This window comes from Flavobacterium sp. LK-23, from assembly GCF_058135255.1.
The window spans coordinates 19,175-44,062 of sequence record NZ_JBYUVT010000010.1 but is presented as its reverse complement, the minus strand read 5'-3'; the positions used below and the strand labels follow the sequence as shown (position 1 = coordinate 44,062).

The window sequence follows — 24,888 nt, the reverse complement described above, 5'->3', positions numbered from 1 at the left end:
TTAAAATTTAACACTTAATCCTAATTGTGTAGTTACTGCCGCTGGACGGTTTACTCCAAAAGGAGAAGCTGCCCATTCTGGATCATAACCATCAAAATCTGTAAACACAAATGGATCTAGAACATTCACATAAATTCTGAAATTAGAAATTTTTAGTTTTTTCAATAATTCAGAATCTAAAGTGTAACCTAAAGATATATTTTTGATTTTCACGTAAGAAACATCTCTATAATACCCAAAAAGAGAAGACCAATAGGCTCCTGCACCTGTTGCAACAGGTCCTGGTCTTGGGTTTGTAGTATTTGCATTAGCCTCGATTCCTGTACCATTTGTTGGAATAAAGTAATCCATTGCTATTTTTTGACGTCCTCTATCGCTTACATCGGCAAAGTTTTGGTGGAAAGTACTTAAAACAGTTTGCCCTTGGCTTGTTAAGACAGAAAAATTAAAATCAAATTGTCCAACAACTAATTTAGAATATAAACTTCCTTGCCATTCTGGATTTGGATTTCCAATTACCGTTCTATCATCTTGATTAAATTTACCATCTCCGTTTAAATCTTTTGGTCTTGCCTGTCCAGGAGCCATTCCGTAAGATGCTGCCTGAGCCGCTTCGCTTTCTTGCCAAACTCCATCATAAACATAATTGTAATTTGGGTTTAATGGCGCACCAAGTATCAATTTGTTTCCAATATCACTTACTTTGTCCTGATTGTAAATTGACTCTAATTTATTTACGTTTTTAGTAAAAGTAAAAGTCGTTTCCCAAGTTACTTTTCCAGACTTAATGTTTTTTGTAGTCAATAAAGCTTCTATACCTTTATTGCTAACAGATCCAACATTTGCAAACGTATTTTTCCAACCTGTCTCAGCTGGCAATTGCTGTTTGTAAATCAAATTGTCTGATAATCTGTCGTATACATCTACACTACCTGTAATTCTATTTTTTAAGAATCCAAAATCAAGACCCAAATTATATTCTCTTGTTTTTTCCCAAGTTAAATTTGGATTTGCCAAATTTTCTGACTGCCAACCTGGAATAACATTTGAACCTTGTGCATAGAATGTCTGTTGGTTTAAAAGTGCCTGAGAGGTATAAGGAGCTACGTTATCGTTTCCTGTGTAACCAATACTAGCACGTAATTTCAAATCTGAAACAACTGAGCTGTTTGCTAAAAATGATTCTTTACTAAGTTTCCATCCTAAGGCTAATGATGGGAAACTTTCCCATTTGTTACCTTCAGATAAAACAGACGAACCATCCCATCTTGAAGAAGCAGTAATCAAATATTTATCTTTAAACGCATAGTTTAAACGTACTGCATATGAGTTTAAGGTATTTTTCGCAAAAGCCGATCTTATTACATAACTCGTTTGCGCACCAGAACCCATATTATCTGTTCCAACATCAAAAGGCTGATTATTAGAATACATATAAGAGTTTTCATCTGTATTTGAATACAAACTTTGCAATAATAAAACACTTACATCGTGAACTTCATTGAAAGTATGTTTCAAATCGATTTGATTATCCCAAGTATAATTGAAGTTGTTTATGTTTTCTAAAGTTGCTGAGTTTTTTCCGTTTAAGGTTACCCCTGCATTTGTTTGTGCAGTGTAAGCTTTAGAATTTTGAGTATCCATAATTCCTGCAGCAAATGTTGTTTTAAACGAAAGCCATTTTAGTGGCTGATATTGGAAATACGCGTTTCCTACAGTTTGCCATGTTTTTTCTGTTTGAGAAGAATTTGCAATCTCCATTAAAGGGTTCACTGTAGACGTTTTGTTAATTGCCCAAGAGCCATCAGGATACGTTAATTTTCCAGGCAAGAAAAATAAAGTTCCCACTTTCTCATTTCCTTGCGCATCAACTGCCCATGGAGACATAAGCGGACTTAATCTAAATGCATCTTGCATTGCCAAATCACTTCCTAATTGATTATCTAATCTTGCGATTGTAACGTTTACTCCTGTAGAAAATTTGTCGTTTATTTTATGATTTAACCCTAATTTAAAAGAGTATTTATCTGTAGCATCATTTTCAATAAGACCACGATCACTCTGGATTCCGAATCCTAAGTTATAACTTAAACCAGAATCTGAACGTCCAGAAATATTTAAATAATTATTCTCTGTCATTCCTGATTTCAGTACAGCATCATACCAGTCAAAATTGTAACCGCTATTGGCACGAGAAACCAATAATGGACTTTGGTTTCCAGCTAAAGATGCTAATTGAGCTGGCGTTTGTGTAAGAGGAGTTGCACTCATGTAAGCAACTTGATGGAATTTCCACCACTCTTCTCCGGTCATCATTTTTGGCAATCTAGTCGCAATTTTATTTCCGTAAGAAGTGTCAAAAGTTACACTGATTCCTGCTTTTGCGCTCGTTCCGCTTTTTGTTGTAACGATAATAACCCCGTTTGATCCTCTAGAACCGTAGATTGCAGCAGAAGAGGCATCTTTTAAAACGTCCATTCTGGCAATATCCTGCGGATTTAAGAAATCAATTCCATCCATTGGCACACCATCTACAACGTATAAAGGCGAAGAACCAACCACACTTGGGTTATTTGAATCTGCAATTAGGGAATTATTACCTCTAATTACTACTTTAAATCCGTCTCCCGCACGTCCTGATGAAGACGAAATCTGAACCCCAGGCGTACTACCTTGAATTGCCTCCAAAGGATTAATTGTATTTCTTTCTGTGATAGTGGCAGCACTAATAGTACTAACAGATCCTGTAAGATCTGTCTTTTTTACAGAACCGTATCCTACCACAACAACTTCTGTTAATGCGTTTGATTGTTCTGCTAAACTTACGTTGATTTTAGTTTTTCCAGCAACATTTACTTCTTGTGTCTGAAATCCTAAATAGCTAATTATTAAAGTCGCTTTACTGTTTGATACATTAATTTTGAAACTTCCTTCAAAATCTGTCGAAGTTCCGTTTTTTGTTCCCTTTTCATTAATGTTTACCCCTGGCAGCGACATACCTGTAGCGTCGGTAATCTTCCCTTCAATTGTTGTTGACTGTGCGTAAATAGAACTGCACAGCAAAAAATTCAGGAAAAAGAAAAATACAAAGTACTTATCTTTTTTCTCAGATAATTGTTTAATACTCATGTGGTTTAAAGTTTGGTTAATTGATAGTGTTTAATTGTTGATAGATTCTACTTTTTTCTCATTAATATAGGTATTTATAAAATTTATGTTTTTTACGTTTTTTAATAAATAGACAGAATCTACCTTCTGGATTTTTACATTTTTTAGTGTAATATTCTCCACTGGAGATGCTGCATAACCTTCTGCCCAAACGCTGTATTTTCCACCGTTTTTTACAGTTACATTCTCTAAGCTTACATTTCTGATTACTGGAATAAAGTTTCCTGTTTGAGATCCGTATACATTGTAAAACATGTTTAGTTTTAAAACACATTCTTTTACAGTTCCCACTTCTAGATTTCGCACATATACATTTTCAATGACTCCACCTCTTTTTGAATTGGTTTTGATACGAATGGCACGATCCAAATGCGGACTATCCATAACACAATTTTCAACAAAAACATTATTTACTCCTGCCGAAATTTCGCTTCCAATTACAACACCGCCGTGGCCATCGATCATTTTGCAGTTTTGTACAATGATATTTTTACTTGGTATTGCCACTCTTCTTCCGTCTCCGTCACGTCCTGCTTTAATAGCAATACAATCATCCCCTGTATTGAAAGTGCAGTTTTTTATTAAAATATTCTGCGAATATTCTGGATCGCAACCATCATTATTAGGACCATGGCTATTAACCGTTACTCCATCAATAATCATGTTGTTTGTTTTTATAGGATGTAAAATCCAAAAAGGCGAATTAATAATTTTTACATCTTTAATTAAAGCTGTATTACATTCAAAAAACTCAATGAAATTTGGTCTTAAGTAGCGTCCTTCACCAAAAATTCTTTCTGATACTGGAATTCCTTTTTCTGCCATGTCTACCAAAACTTCACGGTTCGTTGGATCGTTTTGAGACTGAATCCCTTTTTTCCACCCATAATCTTTTCCTCCAGACCATATCCACCAATTGGTGTTGTCTGCTTGACCGTTTAAGGTTCCTTTTCCTGTAATGGCAATATTGGTTTTGTTTTTTGCGTAAACAAGCGGTGAGAAATTCATTAATTCTGTTCCCTCCCAAGAAGTATGAACGATAGGGTAATCTTTTGGATTTAAACTGAAAAGAATCTCCGCATGATCCTCTAAATGCAGATTAACGTTATTTTCTAAATGAATGGCTCCAGTTAAATATTTTCCGTTTGGAACCAAAACTTTTCCTCCACCATTTTTTGAACATTCTTGTATTGCTTTTTGGAAAGCCAAAGTGTTTAACGTTTTTCCATCTGCAATAGCACCAAAATCATTTATGTTATATACTTTATCTGAGAAATGCGTTTGAGGAATGCTTTTTATCACTAAATCCATTCTTTCCCATGGATTCTCTGAAGAAATTGAAGAAGAATGTCTAGCGCACGATGCTATCAAAAGCCCTAAAGCAGCTAAAAAAAGAATCTTTTTAAATGTGATTATCTTATTTGTAGTCATTTGCACAGATTTTTCTTATTGGAACATCAAAAACATCAGGTTTTATGTAATCGATTACACGAAAGTAGAAAAATTGTTCTAAGAGACCAAATTAATTTAGAAAAAAATTATATATTTAATTTTTATTACAAAAATTAATTACATTTAATGCAAAAAATTAGATAATTTATTATCATTGTAAAATCTAAAACGTTTGAGTTTTTCAATACGGTAATCGATAACAATTTTTATTAAGTAATGAAAAAAAATGTACTTTTGTCTAAAAATAATCCGAAAAACTTTTTTTGAATGAGTGAAAAAGTAACTATTTATGATATTGCTGAAAAATTAAACATCACTGCTGCAACAGTTTCCAGAGCGTTAAACAATAATCCTAAAATAAAGGAAGCGACGCGAGAGCTGGTAATCAAAACTGCCGCTGCTATGAACTACAAGCAGAACAAACTGGCGCTAGCTTTGAAAAGCGGTAGAAGTAATAATATCGGAGTTATTGTGCCGCGTATTGACAGCAATTTTTTCGCATCGGTTATTCGAGGAATCGAAGAAGAGCTTTATCCTCACGGCTATCAGGTTATTATTTGCCAGACGCATGAAAGCATTAAAAGAGAAAACGAAAACCTCCATACATTAGTAGATGCCCAAGTTGACGGAATTATGATGTCGGTTACGGGTATTTCAGATGAAAATGACAGCGCTTTCAGAAATGTATTAGAAAAAAATGTACCGCTGATCTTTTTTGATAGAAGCAAACACATTGATGGAGTAAGTTCTGTAACTATTAATGACTTTAAGGGCGGTTATTTAGCAACTAAACACTTAATAGATGAAGGTTGCAGAAATATTGCTCATTTCTCTGGAGATCAATCGTTAGACATTTTCAAAAACAGGTTTTTAGGATACAAACAAGCTTTATTAGATAACGGACTTCCTTTTAATGAAGAGTATGTTATTTTTACTAAAAGTAGCGTAGAGGCTGGTAAAGATGCTGTCGATAAACTTTTACAGTTGCAAACTCCTCCAGATGCTATTTTTTCTTCGAGTGATTTTGCCGCTTTAGGAGCAATACAGGAGTTAAAAGAACGAAATATCAGTATTCCGAGTGAGTTTTGTGTTGCGGGTTTCAGTAACGAGCCTTTTACAAAATTCATGGAATTATCGATTACCTCTGTAGATCAGTCACCACTGGAAATGGGAAGAATGTCTGCTCGTGTTTTCTTAGAACAGGTAGACAAAACAGATACTATTAAAATTGAAAAGAAAGTTGTTCTTGCACCAGAATTACATATTCGCAAATCTTCTACACGAACTAATTTTTAATATTTTTCACCATATAAGTTATATAAGCTCATTTTAGAATGGGCTTTTTTTATACAAGCTTCGGAGAAGCGAAACATTTATAGATAAAAATTAGTCATCAAGAATAAAGCTCCAGAGGAGCGACATATTTTTTTTGCAACCTAAATATATGTCGCTCCTCTGGAGCTTTATGTTGTAACCGGTTAATCTTTTGCTATAAATATTTCGCTTCTCCGAAGCTTTCTCTAAAAAAAAAGAGATGCACTCTAATCCTTCTCTACACATAAACCTTTATTACTTTCGCTTCTCCGAAGCTTTCTCAAAAAAAAGAGACGCACTACTGTGCGCCTCTACATATAAACCTTTGTCACTTTGTATCTCTGTACCTTTGTACCTAAAAACTTAAAGCGATACCCCTCTTTTCCAAGGAATAAAATCGTTCTGATTTAAAATTGCTGCTTTTGTTTTAATGTTACCGCTGGCAACATCAATAATAAACTCTAACATTTCATCGGCCATTTCATCAATTGATTTTTCTCCAGTGATAATTCCACCAGTATCAATATCGATAATATCAGACATTTTGTTTGCCAATTGCGTGTTTGATGAAATCTTTACAACTGGAGCAATCGGGTTTCCTGTTGGAGTTCCTAATCCTGTTGTAAACAATACCATATTAGCTCCAGAACCCACCATTGCAGTAGTACATTCTACGTCATTTCCTGGTGTACATAACAATGTAAAGCCTGGTTCATTAATATATTCTCCATAATCAAAAACACCTGTAATTGGCGATGTTCCACCTTTTTTAGCAGCACCAGCCGATTTCATAGCATCTGTAATCAGACCGTCTTTAATGTTACCTGGAGACGGATTCATGTCAAATCCTGAACCTGCATCAACAACTGTTTTTTCGTACCATTTCATTAAGTCTAAGAAACGTTTCCCATCCTCATCATCTATACAACGATTTACTAATTCCTGCTCTACTCCACATAATTCAGGAAATTCAGAAAGAATTGTAGTTCCTCCCAAAGCAACTAAATGATCCGATAATACTCCCAATGTTGGGTTTGCAGAAATTCCAGAGAATCCGTCAGATCCACCACACTCTAAACCAATTCTTAGCTTAGATAATGGAGCTGGCTCTCTCTTAATTTCATTTGCTTTTTTAATAGCTTCAAAAGTGTCTTTTACCACACTGCTCAACATCGTCTCAATTGTTCCAATAGATTGCTGATCGTAAATTAAAACAGGTTTTTTACTGTTTGGATTAATGGCATCTAAAGCTTCTTTGAAAATTGAAATTTGAAGATTCTGGCATCCTAAACTCAATACCGTTGCTCCTGCCACGTTTGGGTTATTTACATAACCAGCCAAAAGCTTCGCTAAACTATGAGAATCCTGACGAATTCCACCACATCCACCTTGGTGTGTAATGAATTTCACTTCAATATTATTGAATAAATTAGCGTCATTTGAAGCTTCCTGATTTCCTGCTCCACCCGTTTCTGATTTCACCAAAGAACGTAACAATAACTGATAATCATTCTCTTTAGGCTTCATCAATTCTTTCTCAAAAATATCTTTTAAAATTTCGATGTTTCTGTTTTCACAAAAAACCAATGGAAAAAACAACCAAACATTTTCTGTTCCAACCTGCCCATCTTCTCTATGATAGCCCTGCCACGTTCTGTCTTTCCACTTATCCACATTTGGAGCATTCCAGCCAATAGTTTCAGTTTTACCTGTAACTTTATCGCTTTCGTGTTTTACATTTGCCGTAGAAAGTAACCCGCCTTTTTCGATTCTAGAGCTTGCCTTTCCTACTAAAACACCATACATAATGATTCTGTCCCCTACATTAAAAGGAACCATTGCAATCTTATGTTTCATTTTTACATCAGACTCTACGGTAATTGATTGTCCTTCAAAATCAATCACTTCGCCTGCAGTAAGATCCACCAAAGCAACCGCAACATTGTCGGTTGGGTGAACTTTTATTAATTTTTTCTGCGTTGCCATAATTAACCTTTGTTCTTTGTTCTTTTTATTTTTCTCTTATTTTGTCTGTTATGTGAAATTATTTTTTTCAATAATATTCACCAACTTAAATTTAAATCTGTGAAAATCTGCTTGAATCTGTATAAATCTGCGTGAAAAAATCGATGTCTAACAAATATTTCACGCAGATTTAAAAAGATTTTAGCAGATCAAATTAGATTTTTATCTAACGGATTTATTTTATTCTTTCTTGAAACTTAGCAAAACCAGCTTCAATTCCATTTGAATCAATTTCTTCTAATGCAATTGTAATTGCTCTTATAAGTCCTGGAATTTCAGTTAAATCCTGGTCCCAGAAACCTTTGTTTTGTAATGTTAAACGAGCAATTTTCTCGTAATCATCAGACTTCCAAAGTCCGTTAAAGAATGCTGTAATATCTTCACCATCTTTAACTGGTAAACTTTGACCATTCCAAGTTCCTTTGTAGAAACGAATTAAGCTTGCTAATGAAAAAGTCAAATTAACAGGTAATTCTTTGTTCGCCTTATAATATCCTAATAAACTAGGCAAAACTCTTACTTTGAATTTCGATACAGAATTTAATGCGATATCAGCAAGTGCATGTTTGATAAATGGATTTTTAAATCGGTCCATTACTTCCTCAGAATAGGCCGTAATTTCGTTTTTGTCCATATCAAGAGTTTCACTAATTTCACTAATAACGCTATTTACAAATTTTCCTGTAAAATCTCCGTTAACAGTTTCCATTACTAATTTATTACCATGCAAAAGTGAAAAAGGAACCATTGCTGTATGCGCACCGTTTAAAATACGAACTTTAATCATTTTAAAAGGACGTATATCATCAACGATTTTTACATTCAAATCTGTTTTGTGAAAAGGCAATTTTGCTTTTAAATCATCTCCACCTTCAATAGCCCAAAGGAAGAAAGGTTCAGCGGCAACAATTAAATTGTCTTCATAATCTAATTTATTATTGTATTCTTCAATTTCAGCTCTTGGATATCCAGGAACAATTCTGTCAACCAAAGTACTATGATACGTACAAGCATCTGATACCCAAGTTCTAAACGCATCCTCTAATTTCCATAAATCAACATATTGCAAAATATATTTTTTAAGCGTTTCAGAGTTATAATCAATTAATTCACAAGGAATTATTGTAACTCCTTTAGAAGCATCTCCGTTAAAATGTTTAAATCTTTCATACAATAAAACCGTCAATTTTGCAGGAAATGACACTGGTGGCTGCATGTCTGGAGTATCACTTTCAATAAATTCAATTCCAGCTTCTGTAGTATTAGAAACAATAAACTGAAGTTCTTCTTCTTTGGCTAAAGCCAAATAATTTGCAAATTCAGTATATGGGTTTATAGTTTTTACAATATTATTAATTAACTGAATATCTTGTATCTTTTCACCTTTTTTGATTCCGTTCATAAACAAGGTATAAAGACCGTCCTGATCCTTAATCATATTTACCATACCGTCTTTCAAAGGCTGAACTACTGCAATACCGGCATTAAAATCAACTTCTTTATTTAATTTGTCAAAAGCATAATCAACAAAGGCTCTTAAAAAGTTACCTTCTCCAAACTGAACTACCTTAATTGGCTGTAACTTTTCTAATCCTGTATTTATTCTATTTAATTTTTTCATTTTAAATTTTCTTTAATGCGTTATAAATAACCATTTACAAACCTTATTTCTTCATTTCTGCCTTTAAAATTGTAAAAGAAGCATCACACTCGATTGAGTAAAATAAAATCTGCTGTGAGGAATGGCGGACTCCATTTTTCAAGCGCAATGCTCTATTACAATCTCTAAAAATCTAAAAAAAACTTATAAAATAAGGAGTTAGGCATGATTACCCCTTAATCTATTTTCTAATATCTTTTATAATGTCAAGAACCTGTTTCACTTTTACAGTTAGTCCCTCGAAGTCTTTGTTGTCCAATATATCTTTTGAGATTAATTGCGAACCTAAACCAACACAAGTTGCACCGGCATTTAACCATGAACTCAAACTTTCAACCGTTGGATAAACGCCTCCTGTCGGCATAATGTTTGTCCATGGACATGGGCCTTTTATCGCTTTAATAAACTCTGGCCCGTAAGTATCAGCTGGAAATAATTTTACGATTTCACAGCCTAATTCTTCTGCTCTAGCAATTTCTGTCAAAGTACCACAGCCTGGTGACCAAAGCACTTTTCTGCGATTACAAGCTATAGCTATATCTTCTCTAAAAACCGGTGTTACAATAAAATTTGCTCCTAAACTCATGTATAATGAAGCCGAAGCTGCATCTGTAATAGAACCAACTCCCAAAATCATCCCTGGCAGTTCGGCCAAAGCATATTTATTTAAAGCTCCGAAAACTTCATGAGCAAAATCACCGCGGCTTGTAAATTCCATTAATCTGGAACCTCCGTCATAACAGGCTTTTAAAACTTTCTTACTCAACTCAATATCAGAATGAAAAAACAACGGAACCATACCATTTTCTTTCATTGTCTGAGCTACTTCAATTCTTGAATATTTTGCCATTTTTATTTTAAAATTATCTTGATACTAATGCAGAACCATCACCATCAATCATATTTTCGACTTCTTTTAAAGTAACCAAGTTGTAATCTCCTGCAATGGTATGTTTTAAACAACAAGCAGCAACTGCAAAATCTAATGCTCTCTGGTTATTATTATATTCCAACAAACCGTAGATCAATCCGCCCATAAAGGCATCTCCGCTTCCTACACGGTCTACAACTGGAGTAACTTCTTTAACTGCTGCACTGTAAATTGCTTTTCCGTCGTATAAAATTCCGCCTATTCTCTGATGAGAAGCACTAACAGAATAACGAAGCGTCGTTGCAGCGATTTTCAAGCTCGGAATCAATTCAAACAATTTATCATATACTGCTGGAAGTGATTTTTCGTCCTGATAATTCGGATTTACTTTCGGAATTCCTAACATGAAATAAGCCGTATCAATATCACCTAAAATCACATTGCTGTATTTTAGCATTTCTGGCATAACTTCACTCGGAGTTTTTCCGTATTGCCAAAGTTTTGATCTATAGTTTAAATCGCATGAAATTTTAATTCCTTTTTTATGAGCGACTTTAATCGCTTCTAAACAAGCTTCTGCTGCACTTTCTGAAATCGCTGGTGTAATACCGCTCCAATGAAACCATTCAGCTCCTTCCAACACTTTTTCCCAATCCACCTGTCCTTTTTGGATAGTCGACATGGCACTGTGAGCACGATCATAAACGACATTACTTCCACGAGTTCCTGCACCTGTTTCTAAGAAATAAATTCCTAAACGTTCTCCTCCGTAAACAATGTTTTTAGATTCGACATTCATTTTTCTGATTTCTTTTAATGCAGAAAAACCAATTTCATTTTCAGGCAGTCTGGTAACAAATTCAGCATTTACGCCATAATTAGCCAAAGAAACACATACATTGAATTCTCCGCCACCATACGTAGCACCAAATGCTGTAGATTGCGAAAAACGTAAATGTCTTTCTGTCGATAAACGCAGCATGATTTCTCCAAATGCAACTACTCTACTCATATTATCTTTTTTAAATTTTACCATTAAGGCATTAAGAAAATTAAGCTTTACTTTATGTTCTCTTTGCTATTAAAGGTTAAGTTTATTAAGCCCACTCGCTTAATTATCTTTATTATTTAAGTAACTATTTATTAAACCAAAAACTTAATTTTCTTAATGCCTTAATGGTTCAAAAAAATTAAAATTTAAAATATTCTTTAGCGTTGTTGTATGAAATATCAGAAACTAATTTTCCGATCCATTCCATATCGTTTGGAAGTTCTCCTCTTTTGATTTCGTCTCCCAAAAGGTTACACAAGATACGTCTGAAATATTCGTGTCTTGGGAACGATAAGAAACTCCTAGAATCTGTCAGCATTCCAACAAAACAGCTAATTAAGCCCATGTTTGAAAGCGCATTCAATTGTTTTGTCATTCCGTCTTTCTGATCTAAAAACCACCATCCAGAACCAAATTGTACTTTTCCGCGAACGCTTCCGTCGTTGAAGTTTCCAATCATCGTTGCCATAACTTCATTATCAGCAGGATTTAAGTTATAGATAATCGTTTTAGTCAATTTATCTTTACTGTCTAAAGCATTTAAGAAAGCAGATAATTTTTGTGCTTGCGGATAATCTCCAATAGAATCCCATCCTGTATCCGGGCCTAAGATTCTGTGCATACGTGCATTGTTGTTACGCAACGCTCCTAAATGAAATTGTTGCACCCATCCAAACTCATGATAAGTTTCTGATAAGAAAACCAAAATAGCACTATGGAATTTTAAAACTTCTTCTGGAGACAATTCGCCATTTTCTCTTTTCTTTTTGAAAATAGCATTTACTTCACTTTCGGTATAGTTCTCAAAATCAATTTGATTCAATCCGTGATCGCTCAATTTACATCCGTTTGCATTAAAGAATTCGATTCTCTTTCTTAATGCAGACTGTAAATCAGCATAAGTGTTAATTGCAATACCGGACACATCCCCTAATGTGTCCAGATATGCATTATAACCATCATTAGCAATTAAGATGGCTTTATCAGGTCTGAAAGCCGTACTCATTTTGATTCCAGTCGAATTGTTCGCGAATTTTTGGTGAAATTCTAACGAATCAATTGGATCTTCTGTAGTACAAACCAATTCAGCATTTACTTTTTTAAGAAGGTTTTGTGTGCTGTACGCTTGAGAATTTATTTTTTCTGAAGTTTCGATATAGATTTTCTCTGCCGATTTCTCATTCAACAAATCATAAATATCAAAATAACGAGCCAATTCTAAATGCGTCCAGTGATACAAAGGGTTACGCATAGTATACGGAACCGTTTTTCCCCAGTTTAAGAACTTATCTTTATCTGAACCATTTCCAGTTACAAACTGCTCGTTAATTCCTAAAGTACGCATTGCTCGCCATTTGTAATGGTCACCATTAATCCAAACTTGCGTAATATTATCGAAGATTTTATCTTCTGCAATAAACTGTGGATTTAAGTGATTATGGTAATCAATAATCGGCTGATTTTTAGAGTAATTATGGTACAACTCTTCAGCATATTTATTTTCTAATAAAAAATTATCGTGTATGAATTTCTGGCTCATGTCTTTTAAAATATAATTTGAAAATTATTCTTCGTTTGAAGGTTTTCCGATTGTTGCAAGGATTCCACCGTCAACATATAAAATGTGACCGTTTACGAAATCACTCGCTTTTGATGATAAAAATATCGCTGCTCCAGCTAAATCGCTTGGATCTCCCCATTTTGCTGCAGGAGTTCTGCTGATGATGAAATCATTAAACGGATGCCCATCAACTCTAATTGGTTTGGTTTGTTCTGTTGCAAAATACCCTGGCCCGATTCCGTTGATCTGAACATTGTATTTTGCCCATTCTGTTGCCATATTTTTAGTTAGCATTTTCAAACCGCCTTTTGCAGCAGCATAAGCAGAAACGGTATTTCTACCCAACTCACTCATCATAGAGCAAATGTTGATGATTTTTCCTTGTCTTCTTTCAATCATTCCTTTAGCAACATGCTTAGAAACAATAAACGGACTTACAAGATCAATATCTACTACTTCTCTGAAATCTGATACTTCCATATCCAAAAGCGGAATTCTCTTGATAATTCCTGCATTATTGATTAAGATATCGATTGGTCCAACTTCGCTTTCAATTTTCGCAACAGCTGCTTTAACTTCTTGTTCTTCTGTTACATTAAATTTATAACCCACTGCATTGATGCCTTCACTTTTTAATTCTGCTACAGCATTATCAATTTTTTCTTGAGAAGAATTTCCATTCACCACAATCGTTGCACCCGCCTGACCTAATCCTTTTGCCATTGCCATTCCCAGTCCGTGCGTACTTCCTGTGATCAAGGCAACTTTTCCTTTTATATCAAATAAATTTGTCATCTTATCTTAAATCAGTGATTTTACAAACATCCATATCTCCGTAATCTAAGTTCTCACCAGCCATTCCCCAGATAAAAGTATAATTACTAGTTCCAGAACCTGAGTGAATAGACCAAGGCGGAGAAATTACTGCCTGATGATTGTTCATCCAGATATGTCTTGTTTCCTGTGGCTGTCCCATAAAGTGACAAACCGCTTGATTTTCTGGAATATCCAAATAGAAATATACCTCCATTCTACGATCGTGAACGTGCGCTGGCATTGTATTCCAAACACTTCCTGGTTTTAATTCTGTCATACCCATTTGTAATTGGCAAGTGGTTACCACGCTTCCAATAATCATTTGGTTTACGGTACGGTGATTTGCCGTTTCCATTGTTCCTAATTGTAATTTATTAGCTTCAGCTAAACTTACTTTCTTAGTAGGATAAGTGGTATGTGCTGGTGCAGAGTTTAAATAGAATTTAGCAGGATTACTTTTGTCATCACTTTTAAAAACCACCTCTTTATTTCCAGCTCCGATGTACAAAGCATCTTTAAAACCTAACTCATAAGTTGTTCCTTCTACCACAACCGAACCGCTTCCTCCAACATTGATGATCCCTAATTCTCTTCTTTCTAAAAAATAAGGAGCTTTAAGCGGATCAATAGTTTCTAAAGCTAAATCGCCTTTTACAGGAACTGCAGAACCTGCAATGTATCTGTCGTAGTGTGAATAAACCAAAACCACTTCATCTTCCTGCATTAAGTCATCAATTAAGAATTCTTCTCTCAATTGCTGTGTATCATACTTTTTAACAGCTTCAGGGCTTGACGCGTATCTTGAACTATATTTTGTCATAATTTTAATTTAATGTAATCGATTGCACAAAATTATATTTTTATATTTAAATAGCATAATTGAAACGAAAAAAATATTTCAATTCTGTTCATTTTTCTTTATAAATTAGTGATCGGACTATATTTTGGAACCAACGATTTCATTACAATCCAACCCGTTAAGTAGCAAACAGCACAAATGGAGAAAATGATGAAATATCCAGCCTCAATTCCTTTGAATCCCATAAAAACCATATTCGTATCTTTTGCATAATCAAACAAAACACCCGATCCTTTATTAATCAATGTAGAACCAAGCCCACCTGCTAAACCTCCAATCCCTGTAATGGTTGCAATGGCTTTTTTAGGAAACATATCTCCTACTGTAGTAAAAATATTTGCCGACCAAGATTGGTGAGCAGCACCTGCAATTCCGATAATAATTACCGGAACCCAGTAACTAATATATCCCAAAGGCTGTGCGATTAAAGCTAACAATGGGAAAAATGCAAAAATTAGCATCGCTCTCATTCTTCCTTCGTACGGATTCATTCCTTTTTTCTCTACGAAATAAGTTGGAAGCCATCCTCCAATAATTGACAATAATGTGATCATATATAACACAAATAAAGGAAGTGCAGCTTCTGTAGAATCCATTCCGTAAACAGAACTCAAATATGCTGGAGTCCAGAACAAAAAGAACCACCAAACCCCATCTGTCATGAATTTACCAAATGCAAAAGCCCACGTTTGTTTGTATTTAAAACATTCCATTAAAGAAACTTTTGAAGTCGTTTCTGGAACATAACCAACTAATTTACTGTCGGCAATATCATCTTGCTGAATATAAGCCAATTCTTCTGGTGTAACTTTAGCATGTTTCTCTGGTTTATCGTACATAAACATCCAGAATCCCATCCAGACAAATCCTAAAGCTCCGATGATAATGAAAGACATTTCCCAACCGAAAGATTTTGCAATAAACGGAATTGTAATGGGTGCTGCTAAAGCTCCCACTGTTGCTCCTGCATTGAAAATACTAGTTGCAAAAGCTCTGTCTTTTTTAGGGAAATATTCTGCTGTAGTTTTAATTGCCGCAGGAAAGTTCCCTGCTTCTCCCACTGCTAAAACGAAACGAGCAAAAATAAACAAAGCCACACTTACATTGATTACCAATGCTGTATCGCTTATTGTGCTGATTATTTCTTTTGAACCGTGAAACCCTACAAACCATTCTCCTGTAATAATTCCTGAAGTTGCGATACCGCAGAAAGCGTGAAGACAAGCTCCTACAGACCAAATTCCGATTGCCCAAAGAAATCCCTTTTTAGTATCTAACCAATCTACAAATCTTCCTGCAAACAATAATGATACTGCGTAAAAAATAGAAAATAAAGCGGTAATATTTCCGTAGTCGTTATTGGTCCAGTGAAATTCTGGCGCAATAAAATCACTCCAAGTTAAGGAAAGCACTTGTCTATCCAAATAATTGATTGTAGTCGCAAAAAAAAGCAATGCACAAATACTCCAACGGTATTTTCCAGTGGTTTTTACACTCTGATTTACTGCAACAGTTTCGGTTTGATTCATAGTAAGTGGGTATTATAGTTTTTGAAATTCTTGGTTATCTTAAAAGACTATATTTACTGCTTTCTAAAAATATTAAAATCAATAAATTAACACCTTCAAAGAAAAATAATGTAATCGATTGCACAAATATAGTTTTTAATCTGTACAATCCAAATAATATTGTATAAAAAATTATTTTAGCTCCTTAAATAAATATATTACATAAAAAAAAGAATACAAAATTACACATTAAACAATATATTTGTTAAAAGCTAACAGGTGAAATTCATCCTTTTTAAGGGGTAAAATTGTCCCCAAATTCACAATTAAAAAAAGAATTTTTCATCAATTTTGGGTACTTTAGGCCATCGGTTGTATTTTTTGAAACAAAAAACCTATCATATTACAAACCAAATAATTATAAATTAAATTGAAAACTACAAGAACACAATTTTCAAGAGGAATCACGTTGAGTTTTCTTCTTTTTTCAGGGCTATTTTCTATGAGTGCACAAAATCAAGTAATCCCGTTATGGGATAAAATTCCAGATGAAGTTAAAGCAGCCAATTACAAAGAAAAACCAGAACTAAAAGACGGAAAAGTACAAAGTACAAGTCAGGTCTCTGTTCCTACTTTGAGCATTTTTATTCCGAAAGAGACAAAACCAAATCAGACTGCTGTTGTAATTTGTCCGGGCGGCGGCTACACGCATTTGGCTTTTGATAAAGAAGGCACAAAAGTCGCTGAATGGTTTAATAGCTTAGGTATTACGGCATTTGTCTTAAAATACAGAATGCCGACTGATTTAACGATGAAGAACAAAAACGTTGGGCCTTTGCAAGATGCTCAGGAAGCCATTCGCTACGTAAGACAAAATGCGGCAAAATGGAGTATTGATCCTAATAAGGTTGGGATTTTAGGCTTTTCTGCTGGAGGACATTTGGCTTCAACAGCATCCACTCATTATGATGATAAAGTTTATGAATCTGCTTATAAAGTAAGTGCACGTCCTGATTTTTCATTGCTAATTTATCCTGTGATTTCTATGGAAAATGAAATTACGCATAAAGGTTCTCAAACCAATCTGCTTGGAGAAAATACCTCAAAAGAGTTAATAGATTCTTTTTCGAACGAAAAGAAAGTGACTTCTAAAACGCCACCTACTTTCTTAATTCATGCTACAGATGATACGGTTGTTATACCAGAAAACAGTATTAATTACTATTTGGCTTTAAAGAAAAATGGCGTTTCAGTAGAGTTGCATATCTATGAAAAAGGCGGTCACGGATTTGGATTAGGTGTTGCTGACACTAGTAAATTCTGGACTAGAGATTGTGCTGAATGGCTCAAAGCAAACGGATATAATTAAAAAACAGAAAGGCAAAACTTTTACAAGTTTTGCCTTTTATCAAAAAAAAAAAAAAAAGGAATTATAAAAACCGATTTAATATGTTTAAGCAGTAATTTCTTGTTCTGCTGTATTTTTCAATTTAGGAGCGGGAATTGCTTTACTTGCCACTTTTGGTTTTGCAGTAGGTTTCTTTTTGCCAAATTTCTGTTTCCCCCACCAGATAATAAATCCTGTAATGGGTAAGCTGGCAGAAATTAAACTGGCCAAAAATGCAATAATTTTACCCGTAAGTCCAAGAACGCTTCCTACGTGAATATCGTAATTCATACGTCGGATTTTGTCTGGAATATTCGCTTCGATATACTTTCCTGAAAAAGGAGTTTTAATCGAAATTTCCTTCAAGCTTTGCTGATCAAAACTATAACGATCCATGTTATAAAAAGTGTGTTTCTGTTTGTAAACAAAAGCACCTATCGGATCTGCAGGTTTTCCTGGAATACTAATCATGATTCCGGCTGCCTGAGGATTTTCTTTTCTTAAATTCAATAAAACTTTATCCGCTGTTGTGATATTAAACTCTTTTACATTGGTTGTATCAGATTTTGGAGATTCGCGGTTTTCAACCAATGGTTTTCCTCCCGAAGTTACCCAATACAAAGATTTACTCCACCATCCAAAACTCCACACTAAGCCTGTTACGGCAATAAAAAACAGGAAAATACAGCTGTAAAAACCAAATACATTATGCATGTCATAATTGACACGTTTAAAGCTGGCATCCCATTTAATTTTAAAACTTTTATCTATAATGGACTTAATCCATTTTGTTGGCCACCATAAAACGATGCCCGAAATTAATAATACAACGAAAATTAAAACTGCAACTCCAACGATCGGTCTTCCAATATCATAAGGAAGCCACAATGCACGGTGTCCGTTTAAAATCCATCTGAAAAAATCTGGTGAGTCTCCTCTAGAAAAAGTCTTCACATTTAACACTTCACCCGTATACGGATTCATATAAACACTTATAAAAGTTCCTTGTCTTCTTCCTCCTTTACCCTTCTTTTCCTTTCCTTTTTCTCCAGGTTTTCCTTGAGGTTTCAGTTCCGATTTTGCCTTTTCTTTATTTTGGGCTAGATCTTTTCTTCTTTCTCCTCTTTTTTGTTCTCCTTTTTCACCACGACCACCTCTTTCGCCTTCTTCTTTTTTCTCAACAAAATAACCTACAATCGCAGCTTCATCTTTTGCACCGAAAGTTACACTGGTAGCTTTTTTATCTTTCATTTTTTTATCTGCAATCGAAACCAATTGCGATGGCAGTAAAAATGCTTCTTTCTGATGTTTTACAAAACGCCAGTCTTCAAGAAAATCTTTTATTTCATTTTCGAAAACATAAATACAGCCGGTAAGACTGACAATAACTACAATGATTCCAGATGCCAAACCCAGCCACAAGTGCAGCCAAGCCATGATGCGCTTAAAAAGCGACTTTTTACTTTTTTTCTTATTATTTGGTTTTGAAGAAGAAAACATAATTGGATAGATAAATAGGATAAATAAAAAAACCGCAAGTCCTCATAAAAAAGGACTTACGGCAAAAAAATATTAGTATTTTAATTTTTGGATTGCAGTAATTTGTCCGCCTTCAACTTTCATGCCTTTTGTTGCAACAGCACTTGTACCGTTGATTGAGTAAATCCAGTTTCCGTCAGGAGTATTAATACCTACAATTGCAGAGCTTCCGTCTTCTGAAGTAATGTTGTAACGGCTAGTTACAGAAGTTAATGTTTCTGGAGCACCTGTTACCCAAGTAAATGTTTGGTTGTAAACATCTGCAATTGCCATTTTAACTGCACCGTTGTTTTTTCCAACATTTCCGTACATTAACAATAAGAATTTACCTTTTGAAATGTAGCTTGTAGAAGAAATTTTATATCCTCCAGATTTTTCTTGAACATTAAAGAAGTATGATTGATCAAACTCTGTAGTTCCTTTTTTGATTCTCACAACCGCAGACGGTTTTGTAGAAGTCATAACAGCATTGCTTGTAGCAATCGCTCCAGAGAAACCGTAAGCATCTCCATTTTCATCTTGGAATAATCCGTTTGTAAAATAAGCACCTAAATAACTTGTACGGTTATCTTTGATTACTTTTTCTAACTTCAATTCTGGGTAGTTGTAAACAGCAACCCAAGTACTATCTGGATTTGCAGTTCCGAAGTTGTCTACACCGTCTCCTTTAATACTCATATAAGGCATATACACTTTATCTCCCACTTGAGTTGCCCAAGTAAAGAAAGCTCTTTCTCCATTTTTAGCCAATACTTTAGTATCTTGTTGTGCTTCTCCTGTAATAAGCGATTTTGTTGCATCAATTTTGTACATAGAAGCAATAGAAGCACCACTTCTTGGAACTTTAATAGTTAAAATATCTTGGTTTACAGCAGCAAATACGTGTACCGTTTCTGCTTGAAAGTCAGATTTCTTAACTAGTTTTCCTTCAGCATTTAAGTTATAAGTGGTAACAGCTCCTGGATTTCCTTGTCCGTAAAGTAAACTAAAGAAATTGTTTTGTGCTGTAATGTAATAACGGTATGTTCCGTCTTGCTCTAATCCGTTTCCTGTAGTTGTGATCACTCCAGCAGAAACATCGTCTGCAGTTAATAAATAATCTGCAATTCCTGCTGCTCCAGTTGTTGCAGTAATAATATATTTCGTTTTTCCTGTATCGTTTCCTCCGCCAGTTTCACCTCCTGATTTATCAGAATCACTGCTGCAAGAAAATGCTGTAAAAGCTAAAACAGCTGATAATAAAGCTAATGTTGTACTTTTTTTCATTGTATTATGGTGTTTGTATTAAATTTAATTATTTGATTTACTGAAGTAATATCTCAACTTGATATAAAAAGCTCTACTTGGTTTTTGTAAGGAGAAATTATCGTAAAGCTTATTGTCTAAAAGGTTTTTACATTCTAAAGCAATATTGTATTTTCCGTTTGCCATCGTATAAACGGCATTCAAATCATGGCTAAACTGCTGTGGAATTTCCAGTTTGCTGTCTTTGCTTCCCATACTTGGCCAAGACAAATAGTACGTATGCACATAAAGCAGGTTGTAACCAACAGAAAGATTGTTTCCTTTTTTCCAAACATTATTAAAGAACATTGTCGCATCTGCATTACCAAATAAATAAGGCATATTCGGAATCCTGTCATTATAGAAAGGAGACACATAGTTCTGATTAGGCTCGTACATTGTTTTGTTTCTAATGTTCTGGTATGTAGCATTGAAACCAGCCGTAAAACGATTCCCGTACGAATATCTTACCTCACCGTCAATACCATAATTCGTCACTTTTCCCTGATTGACATTGGTTGTCATGGTTTGATTATTATTCAATGTCGGACGAATAAAGTCTACTGCATTTCTTTGCAAAAGATTTACATCAAATGATAAAGCATTCTTTTCGCTGAAACTCGTTTGATAACTTGCTCCTAAATTATAGTTGTCGCTAGATTCTGGTTTCAAAGCAAGATTTCCTTCTAAGTTGTCATTGACATTACCAAAGATTTCCTCTGGAGTTGGCAATCTATACGTCTTTTCATAAGAGGCTTTAATCTGCAGATTACGTTTTAAATAATAACTCGTAGCCGCTCCATAACCCGTTGTAGAAGTATGGTCTACATATTTCTGATAAGCAATATCTCCTGTAGCCCCTGAAGGATTGTAACTTCTAGAATAAGTAGTTTTTAATGAATAATCTTTTAAGAATACAGAAGTACTCCACTTATCATTGTAATCTAATTTATACCCCAATCCTAAAACATTTTTCTGCGTTTTTTTAGGCTGTTTATAAACCAAGGATTCAGGAACCAACTCATCACTTTCTTTACGATCGAACGTATTAAACGTATTATTGACCATAAAAGAGTGTCTGTCATTAAGCGTATAAGTCGCGTTGGCTGTTGCTATACCATTGTTGTTATAGAACTTACGAAGCGTTCGGCTTCTTTCTCCTCCTGCTCCTTCATATTGTTTGTAATCGCCAAACCAATTGTATCTTCTAAAAACAGTATCAATATTCTGTTCGTAACCAAAATTGTAATTACCTGTTACATTTACATTAAGGCCTTTAGTAAACAAATCTTTTACCTGATATTTTAAAGTTGGCATTACAATGCTTCCTTTTCTGTAAATCTTTCCAAAAACACTTACCATTCTTGCACCGGTTTGTATATCTGCTTGATTTTCTCCGCCAGTAAAACCGATCATTAATTTATCAGCATATTTTTTACCCGTTACCCCAACATTTACAATTACCGTTTCGTTGCGATATTTATCGTGAAAACGTCTCACTCTCTGATTTGGAAAATAAGCCCCCGTATTTAAATCGGCTACATCTACATTTACCCAATAATTATTATCTGAATAGTTCTGAAAAGCATTAATTTCTGTTGTAAAACCGCTTTTTGCCGTATAACCCGCGTTTATGCTTGAACGATGGGTATTAAAAGATCCGAAGGAATAAGAAGCATCTACAAAAGTTCTTGGCTTACTATTCGTTACAATATTTATTGCTCCTCCCAAAGCATCTCCTCCTAGCCAAATTGGCACAACCCCTTTGTAGACCTCTACACGATCGGCAAGATTGATCGGAATATTATTCATCTGAAAAGAAGAACCAAAATTATCCATCGGAACTCCGTCAATAAAAACTTTAATCTGATTTCCTGAGAATCCATTTATAGAAAGCTCCGATCTAGAACCTACTCCACCCGCTTCACGATTACGAACCCCAGAAACACGGTCCAAAGCATGTGATAAATCTAGAGTTGAGTTGTGTAGTTTTTTAGCATCGATGGCAGTTACACTATAAGATTGCTTATTTACTTTATCCGTTTGAGATCTTCCCAATACGGTTACACTTTCTAACTCCTGCAATTCGCCTTCCATTTTAATTGAAACATCCAAATTACCTGAAACTTCAATCTGTTTTTTCTGAACTGCAAATCCCATTGCTGAGATTCTTAATGTATGTTTTCCTGATGGTACATTTTTTAAAATATAATTTCCGTTTTCATCTGACATAACACTTAAACCTGTTTTTTCGATGATAACTGTTGCAAACGGAATTGTTTCTCCAGAATTTTCAACAACTTTTCCAGACACTGTGAAACCTTGATTTTGCTGGGAAAATGATAAGAACGTGGTTAGAAAAAATAAACTGGCAAATAAAAATTTTTGAGTTGACATATCTTTAATTAGACTAATTATAAATAACTTTGCTGCAAAAGTACCATCAACGTCTCCAAAAAAGATAGGGAAAAACGGATTATTATTTTGTAAAAACGGATTATATTTTGAAAATCAAAGCCACTCTTCTAACTTCTCAAACGCCCATCATTAAAATTCAAATTGGAGATAAATATTATCCGAAAAGTATTTTAACCGAAGAAAATGTTCATATTGAAAATGACCATTCGGAAAAAATAATTAGTCGCCATTTCATAACCGACGGATTAGTCCTATTGGATACGCAATTGTATTTCTCCAATTCTAAAACTATTCTTTTTGAAATTGACGAAGAATCGATTGTTATGAATTTTATCTATAGTAGTAACGTAGAAACTCATATTGATCAATTGGAAAGCGAAAAGTATTCTAAAGAAAATACCCATAATATATTTTACACCAATAATTTTAAAGGATCATTTAAAATTCCAGCTCACAAAAATGTAAACTATCTTTCGATTATTCTTTCTAAAGAGTTTTATTATAACATCATTAACGAAGATTGGCAGCTGCATGAAAAATTTTCAAAAAAAATTCTTCAGAAGCAATCCGGTTATTTAATCTCAAAATATCTTCCGTTTACACCAGCAATCCAGTGGGTAACTTCGGAGATAAAAAATTGCACAAGAGAAGGTCTTTTAAAAAGAATTTATATCGAAAGTAAGATTAAAGAACTCCTTATCCATCAGCTCGAAACATTAATTATCAAACCTTTACCAGCAGAAAATATCAACGAAGAAGATTACAGTAAACTTTTAGAAGCAAAAAAAATACTAGAAAACGACTATCGCAACACCCCTACTCTTCCTGAACTTTCCAGACTTATTTCGCTAAACGAATTCAAATTAAAAAAAGGCTTTAAAGCTTGTTTTGGAACAACTGTAAAAAGCTACATCATTAAACTTAGAATGGAGCACGCCAAAGAATTATTTCAAGCCAAAGCCTTTACGGTAAGCGAAGCGGCGTATAAATGCGGTTATAAAGACGTTTCTCATTTCTCGGCCGCGTTTAAAAACTATTACGGATTTTCTCCTCAGAAATTTAAAATCAATACCGATATCCTTCAGTTTTGGTTTCTCGCGTTTTCATTTATATGTTAAAAATAAGGGTTTTAAAATTCAGTCCGTCGACTTCCTCTTAAAACCCTTAAAATAAGACATTAATGTATAATCTAAACTTTTATACAAGTACCCACGATCAAATGAATATGTCAAAATTTAATTCAAAAAAAATGTTTCTCCAAAAAACATGAATTAGTTAAAATCTAAAAAATGATATTCTAAAAAAGGTAAAAACAGCATTTGTTTTTAAATTTCAACATGCCAAAAGTAAAGCCCTAAAAAGAGAATACCTTACGGTTTTCCTCATTGCATCAAAAAATTAACAACATTATTTACAATTAAAAACCTTAAGTTATTGTACTGCAAATTATTGTCAAAATATACTTTAACGAAATTTTAGCATAATAAAATATCGAATTCATACATAAAACCTGAAAAAAGAGCCGAAAAAAAATATTTCTTGTCCTAGATTAAGTCTCTTTTTCCAAAACCCTCCCTACATTTGTATGTAATTCATTAATTAGATAATTAGAATCTCAGAACTTTAGCATCTTAGAACCTCAAAAAAATGAAACAACTGCAATTTTTATTACTCGGAAAAAACGAAGCTATTTTAGCTATTTTACTTCGTCTCGTTAATGCAGATGAAAACTGGAACGCAGTAGCTTTTAATAATGAAAAAGAAGCACAAGAATACTTTCAAAATAATACCATTGATATTGTTCTTTTGAGTTCTGCTATTGAAGATCATGTCGAAAAAGAATTTACTTCTTTCTGCTTAAAAAATCAGCCAAATGTTGAAGTCATTGAGCATTTTGGAGGCGGAAGCGGTTTATTGAAATCTGAAATTCTGCATAGATTGCATCTAAAAGGAAAGATTTAGCATACATTTTTCT

At 34.2% G+C, this 24,888-nt stretch carries 17 protein-coding genes; 4 read left to right on the top strand and 13 right to left on the bottom strand.

Going from position 1 to position 24,888, the window contains the following annotated elements:
• Together AC3Y25_RS15485 and AC3Y25_RS15480 are read right to left on the bottom strand one after the other, a co-directional pair.
• The gene (locus AC3Y25_RS15485) at positions 1 to 3,129 is read right to left on the bottom strand and encodes a SusC/RagA family TonB-linked outer membrane protein (protein ID WP_489903337.1); all 3,129 of its coding nucleotides are present in this window, start codon (positions 3,127 to 3,129) and stop codon (positions 1 to 3) included.
• Between the two features lie 30 nt (positions 3,130 to 3,159).
• The gene (locus AC3Y25_RS15480; RefSeq protein ID WP_489903336.1) at positions 3,160 to 4,599 is read right to left on the bottom strand and encodes a glycoside hydrolase family 28 protein; all 1,440 of its coding nucleotides are present in this window, start codon (positions 4,597 to 4,599) and stop codon (positions 3,160 to 3,162) included.
• 288 nt (positions 4,600 to 4,887) lie between these two features.
• Between AC3Y25_RS15480 and AC3Y25_RS15475 the strand changes: the two genes are divergently transcribed.
• Entirely contained in the window at positions 4,888 to 5,916 is a 1,029-nt protein-coding gene (locus AC3Y25_RS15475) for a LacI family DNA-binding transcriptional regulator (RefSeq protein WP_427874285.1), read from the top strand.
• Between the two features lie 381 nt (positions 5,917 to 6,297).
• On the opposite strand, the gene AC3Y25_RS15470 is transcribed toward AC3Y25_RS15475, so the two are convergent.
• The 8 genes from AC3Y25_RS15470 to AC3Y25_RS15435 all read right to left on the bottom strand — a co-directional run bounded on the left by AC3Y25_RS15470 (position 6,298) and on the right by AC3Y25_RS15435 (position 16,306).
• Complete coding sequence (locus AC3Y25_RS15470) at positions 6,298 to 7,920, bottom strand: UxaA family hydrolase (RefSeq protein ID WP_379801201.1); 1,623 nt, start codon at positions 7,918 to 7,920, stop codon at positions 6,298 to 6,300.
• 214 nt (positions 7,921 to 8,134) lie between these two features.
• Complete coding sequence (locus AC3Y25_RS15465) at positions 8,135 to 9,580, bottom strand: tagaturonate reductase (protein WP_489903335.1); 1,446 nt, start codon at positions 9,578 to 9,580, stop codon at positions 8,135 to 8,137.
• 220 nt (positions 9,581 to 9,800) lie between these two features.
• The gene (locus AC3Y25_RS15460; RefSeq protein ID WP_427874288.1) at positions 9,801 to 10,469 is read right to left on the bottom strand and encodes a bifunctional 4-hydroxy-2-oxoglutarate aldolase/2-dehydro-3-deoxy-phosphogluconate aldolase; all 669 of its coding nucleotides are present in this window, start codon (positions 10,467 to 10,469) and stop codon (positions 9,801 to 9,803) included.
• Positions 10,470 to 10,482: 13 nt separating this feature from the next.
• Positions 10,483 to 11,502, bottom strand: a complete 1,020-nt coding sequence (locus tag AC3Y25_RS15455; RefSeq protein WP_111425577.1) for a sugar kinase — start codon at positions 11,500 to 11,502, stop codon at positions 10,483 to 10,485.
• 178 nt (positions 11,503 to 11,680) lie between these two features.
• The gene (gene uxaC, locus AC3Y25_RS15450; RefSeq protein WP_198857982.1) at positions 11,681 to 13,081 is read right to left on the bottom strand and encodes a glucuronate isomerase; all 1,401 of its coding nucleotides are present in this window, start codon (positions 13,079 to 13,081) and stop codon (positions 11,681 to 11,683) included.
• Between the two features lie 24 nt (positions 13,082 to 13,105).
• Positions 13,106 to 13,897, bottom strand: coding sequence for a gluconate 5-dehydrogenase (locus AC3Y25_RS15445; RefSeq protein ID WP_250836457.1), 792 nt, complete (start codon positions 13,895 to 13,897; stop codon positions 13,106 to 13,108).
• Position 13,898: 1 nt separating this feature from the next.
• A complete protein-coding gene (gene kduI / locus AC3Y25_RS15440; RefSeq protein WP_427874290.1) occupies positions 13,899 to 14,738 on the bottom strand; it encodes a 5-dehydro-4-deoxy-D-glucuronate isomerase in 840 nt (279 codons plus the stop codon).
• A 98-nt stretch (positions 14,739 to 14,836) separates the two neighbouring features.
• A complete protein-coding gene (locus AC3Y25_RS15435) occupies positions 14,837 to 16,306 on the bottom strand; it encodes an MFS transporter (RefSeq protein ID WP_427874291.1) in 1,470 nt (489 codons plus the stop codon).
• A 409-nt stretch (positions 16,307 to 16,715) separates the two neighbouring features.
• Here AC3Y25_RS15435 and AC3Y25_RS15430 point away from each other — a divergent pair, with 409 nt between their 5' ends.
• Entirely contained in the window at positions 16,716 to 17,654 is a 939-nt protein-coding gene (locus tag AC3Y25_RS15430; protein ID WP_489903334.1) for an alpha/beta hydrolase, read from the top strand.
• Between the two features lie 84 nt (positions 17,655 to 17,738).
• Here the strand turns inward: AC3Y25_RS15430 and AC3Y25_RS15425 are convergent, their stop codons facing one another.
• From AC3Y25_RS15425 to AC3Y25_RS15415, 3 genes are all read right to left on the bottom strand, one after another.
• Positions 17,739 to 19,109, bottom strand: coding sequence for a PepSY-associated TM helix domain-containing protein (locus AC3Y25_RS15425; RefSeq protein WP_489903333.1), 1,371 nt, complete (start codon positions 19,107 to 19,109; stop codon positions 17,739 to 17,741).
• Positions 19,110 to 19,244: 135 nt separating this feature from the next.
• Positions 19,245 to 20,477: a DUF4374 domain-containing protein gene (locus AC3Y25_RS15420; RefSeq protein ID WP_427874295.1), complete on the bottom strand. Its 1,233-nt coding sequence runs from the start codon at positions 20,475 to 20,477 to the stop codon at positions 19,245 to 19,247.
• A 24-nt stretch (positions 20,478 to 20,501) separates the two neighbouring features.
• Positions 20,502 to 22,892, bottom strand: a complete 2,391-nt coding sequence (locus tag AC3Y25_RS15415) for a TonB-dependent receptor (protein ID WP_489903332.1) — start codon at positions 22,890 to 22,892, stop codon at positions 20,502 to 20,504.
• Between the two features lie 107 nt (positions 22,893 to 22,999).
• Between AC3Y25_RS15415 and AC3Y25_RS15410 the strand changes: the two genes are divergently transcribed.
• Positions 23,000 to 24,031, top strand: coding sequence for a helix-turn-helix transcriptional regulator (locus AC3Y25_RS15410; protein WP_489903331.1), 1,032 nt, complete (start codon positions 23,000 to 23,002; stop codon positions 24,029 to 24,031).
• A gap of 529 nt (positions 24,032 to 24,560) precedes the next feature.
• Complete coding sequence (locus tag AC3Y25_RS15405) at positions 24,561 to 24,875, top strand: hypothetical protein (protein ID WP_427874298.1); 315 nt, start codon at positions 24,561 to 24,563, stop codon at positions 24,873 to 24,875.
• Positions 24,876 to 24,888 lie beyond the last annotated feature (13 nt).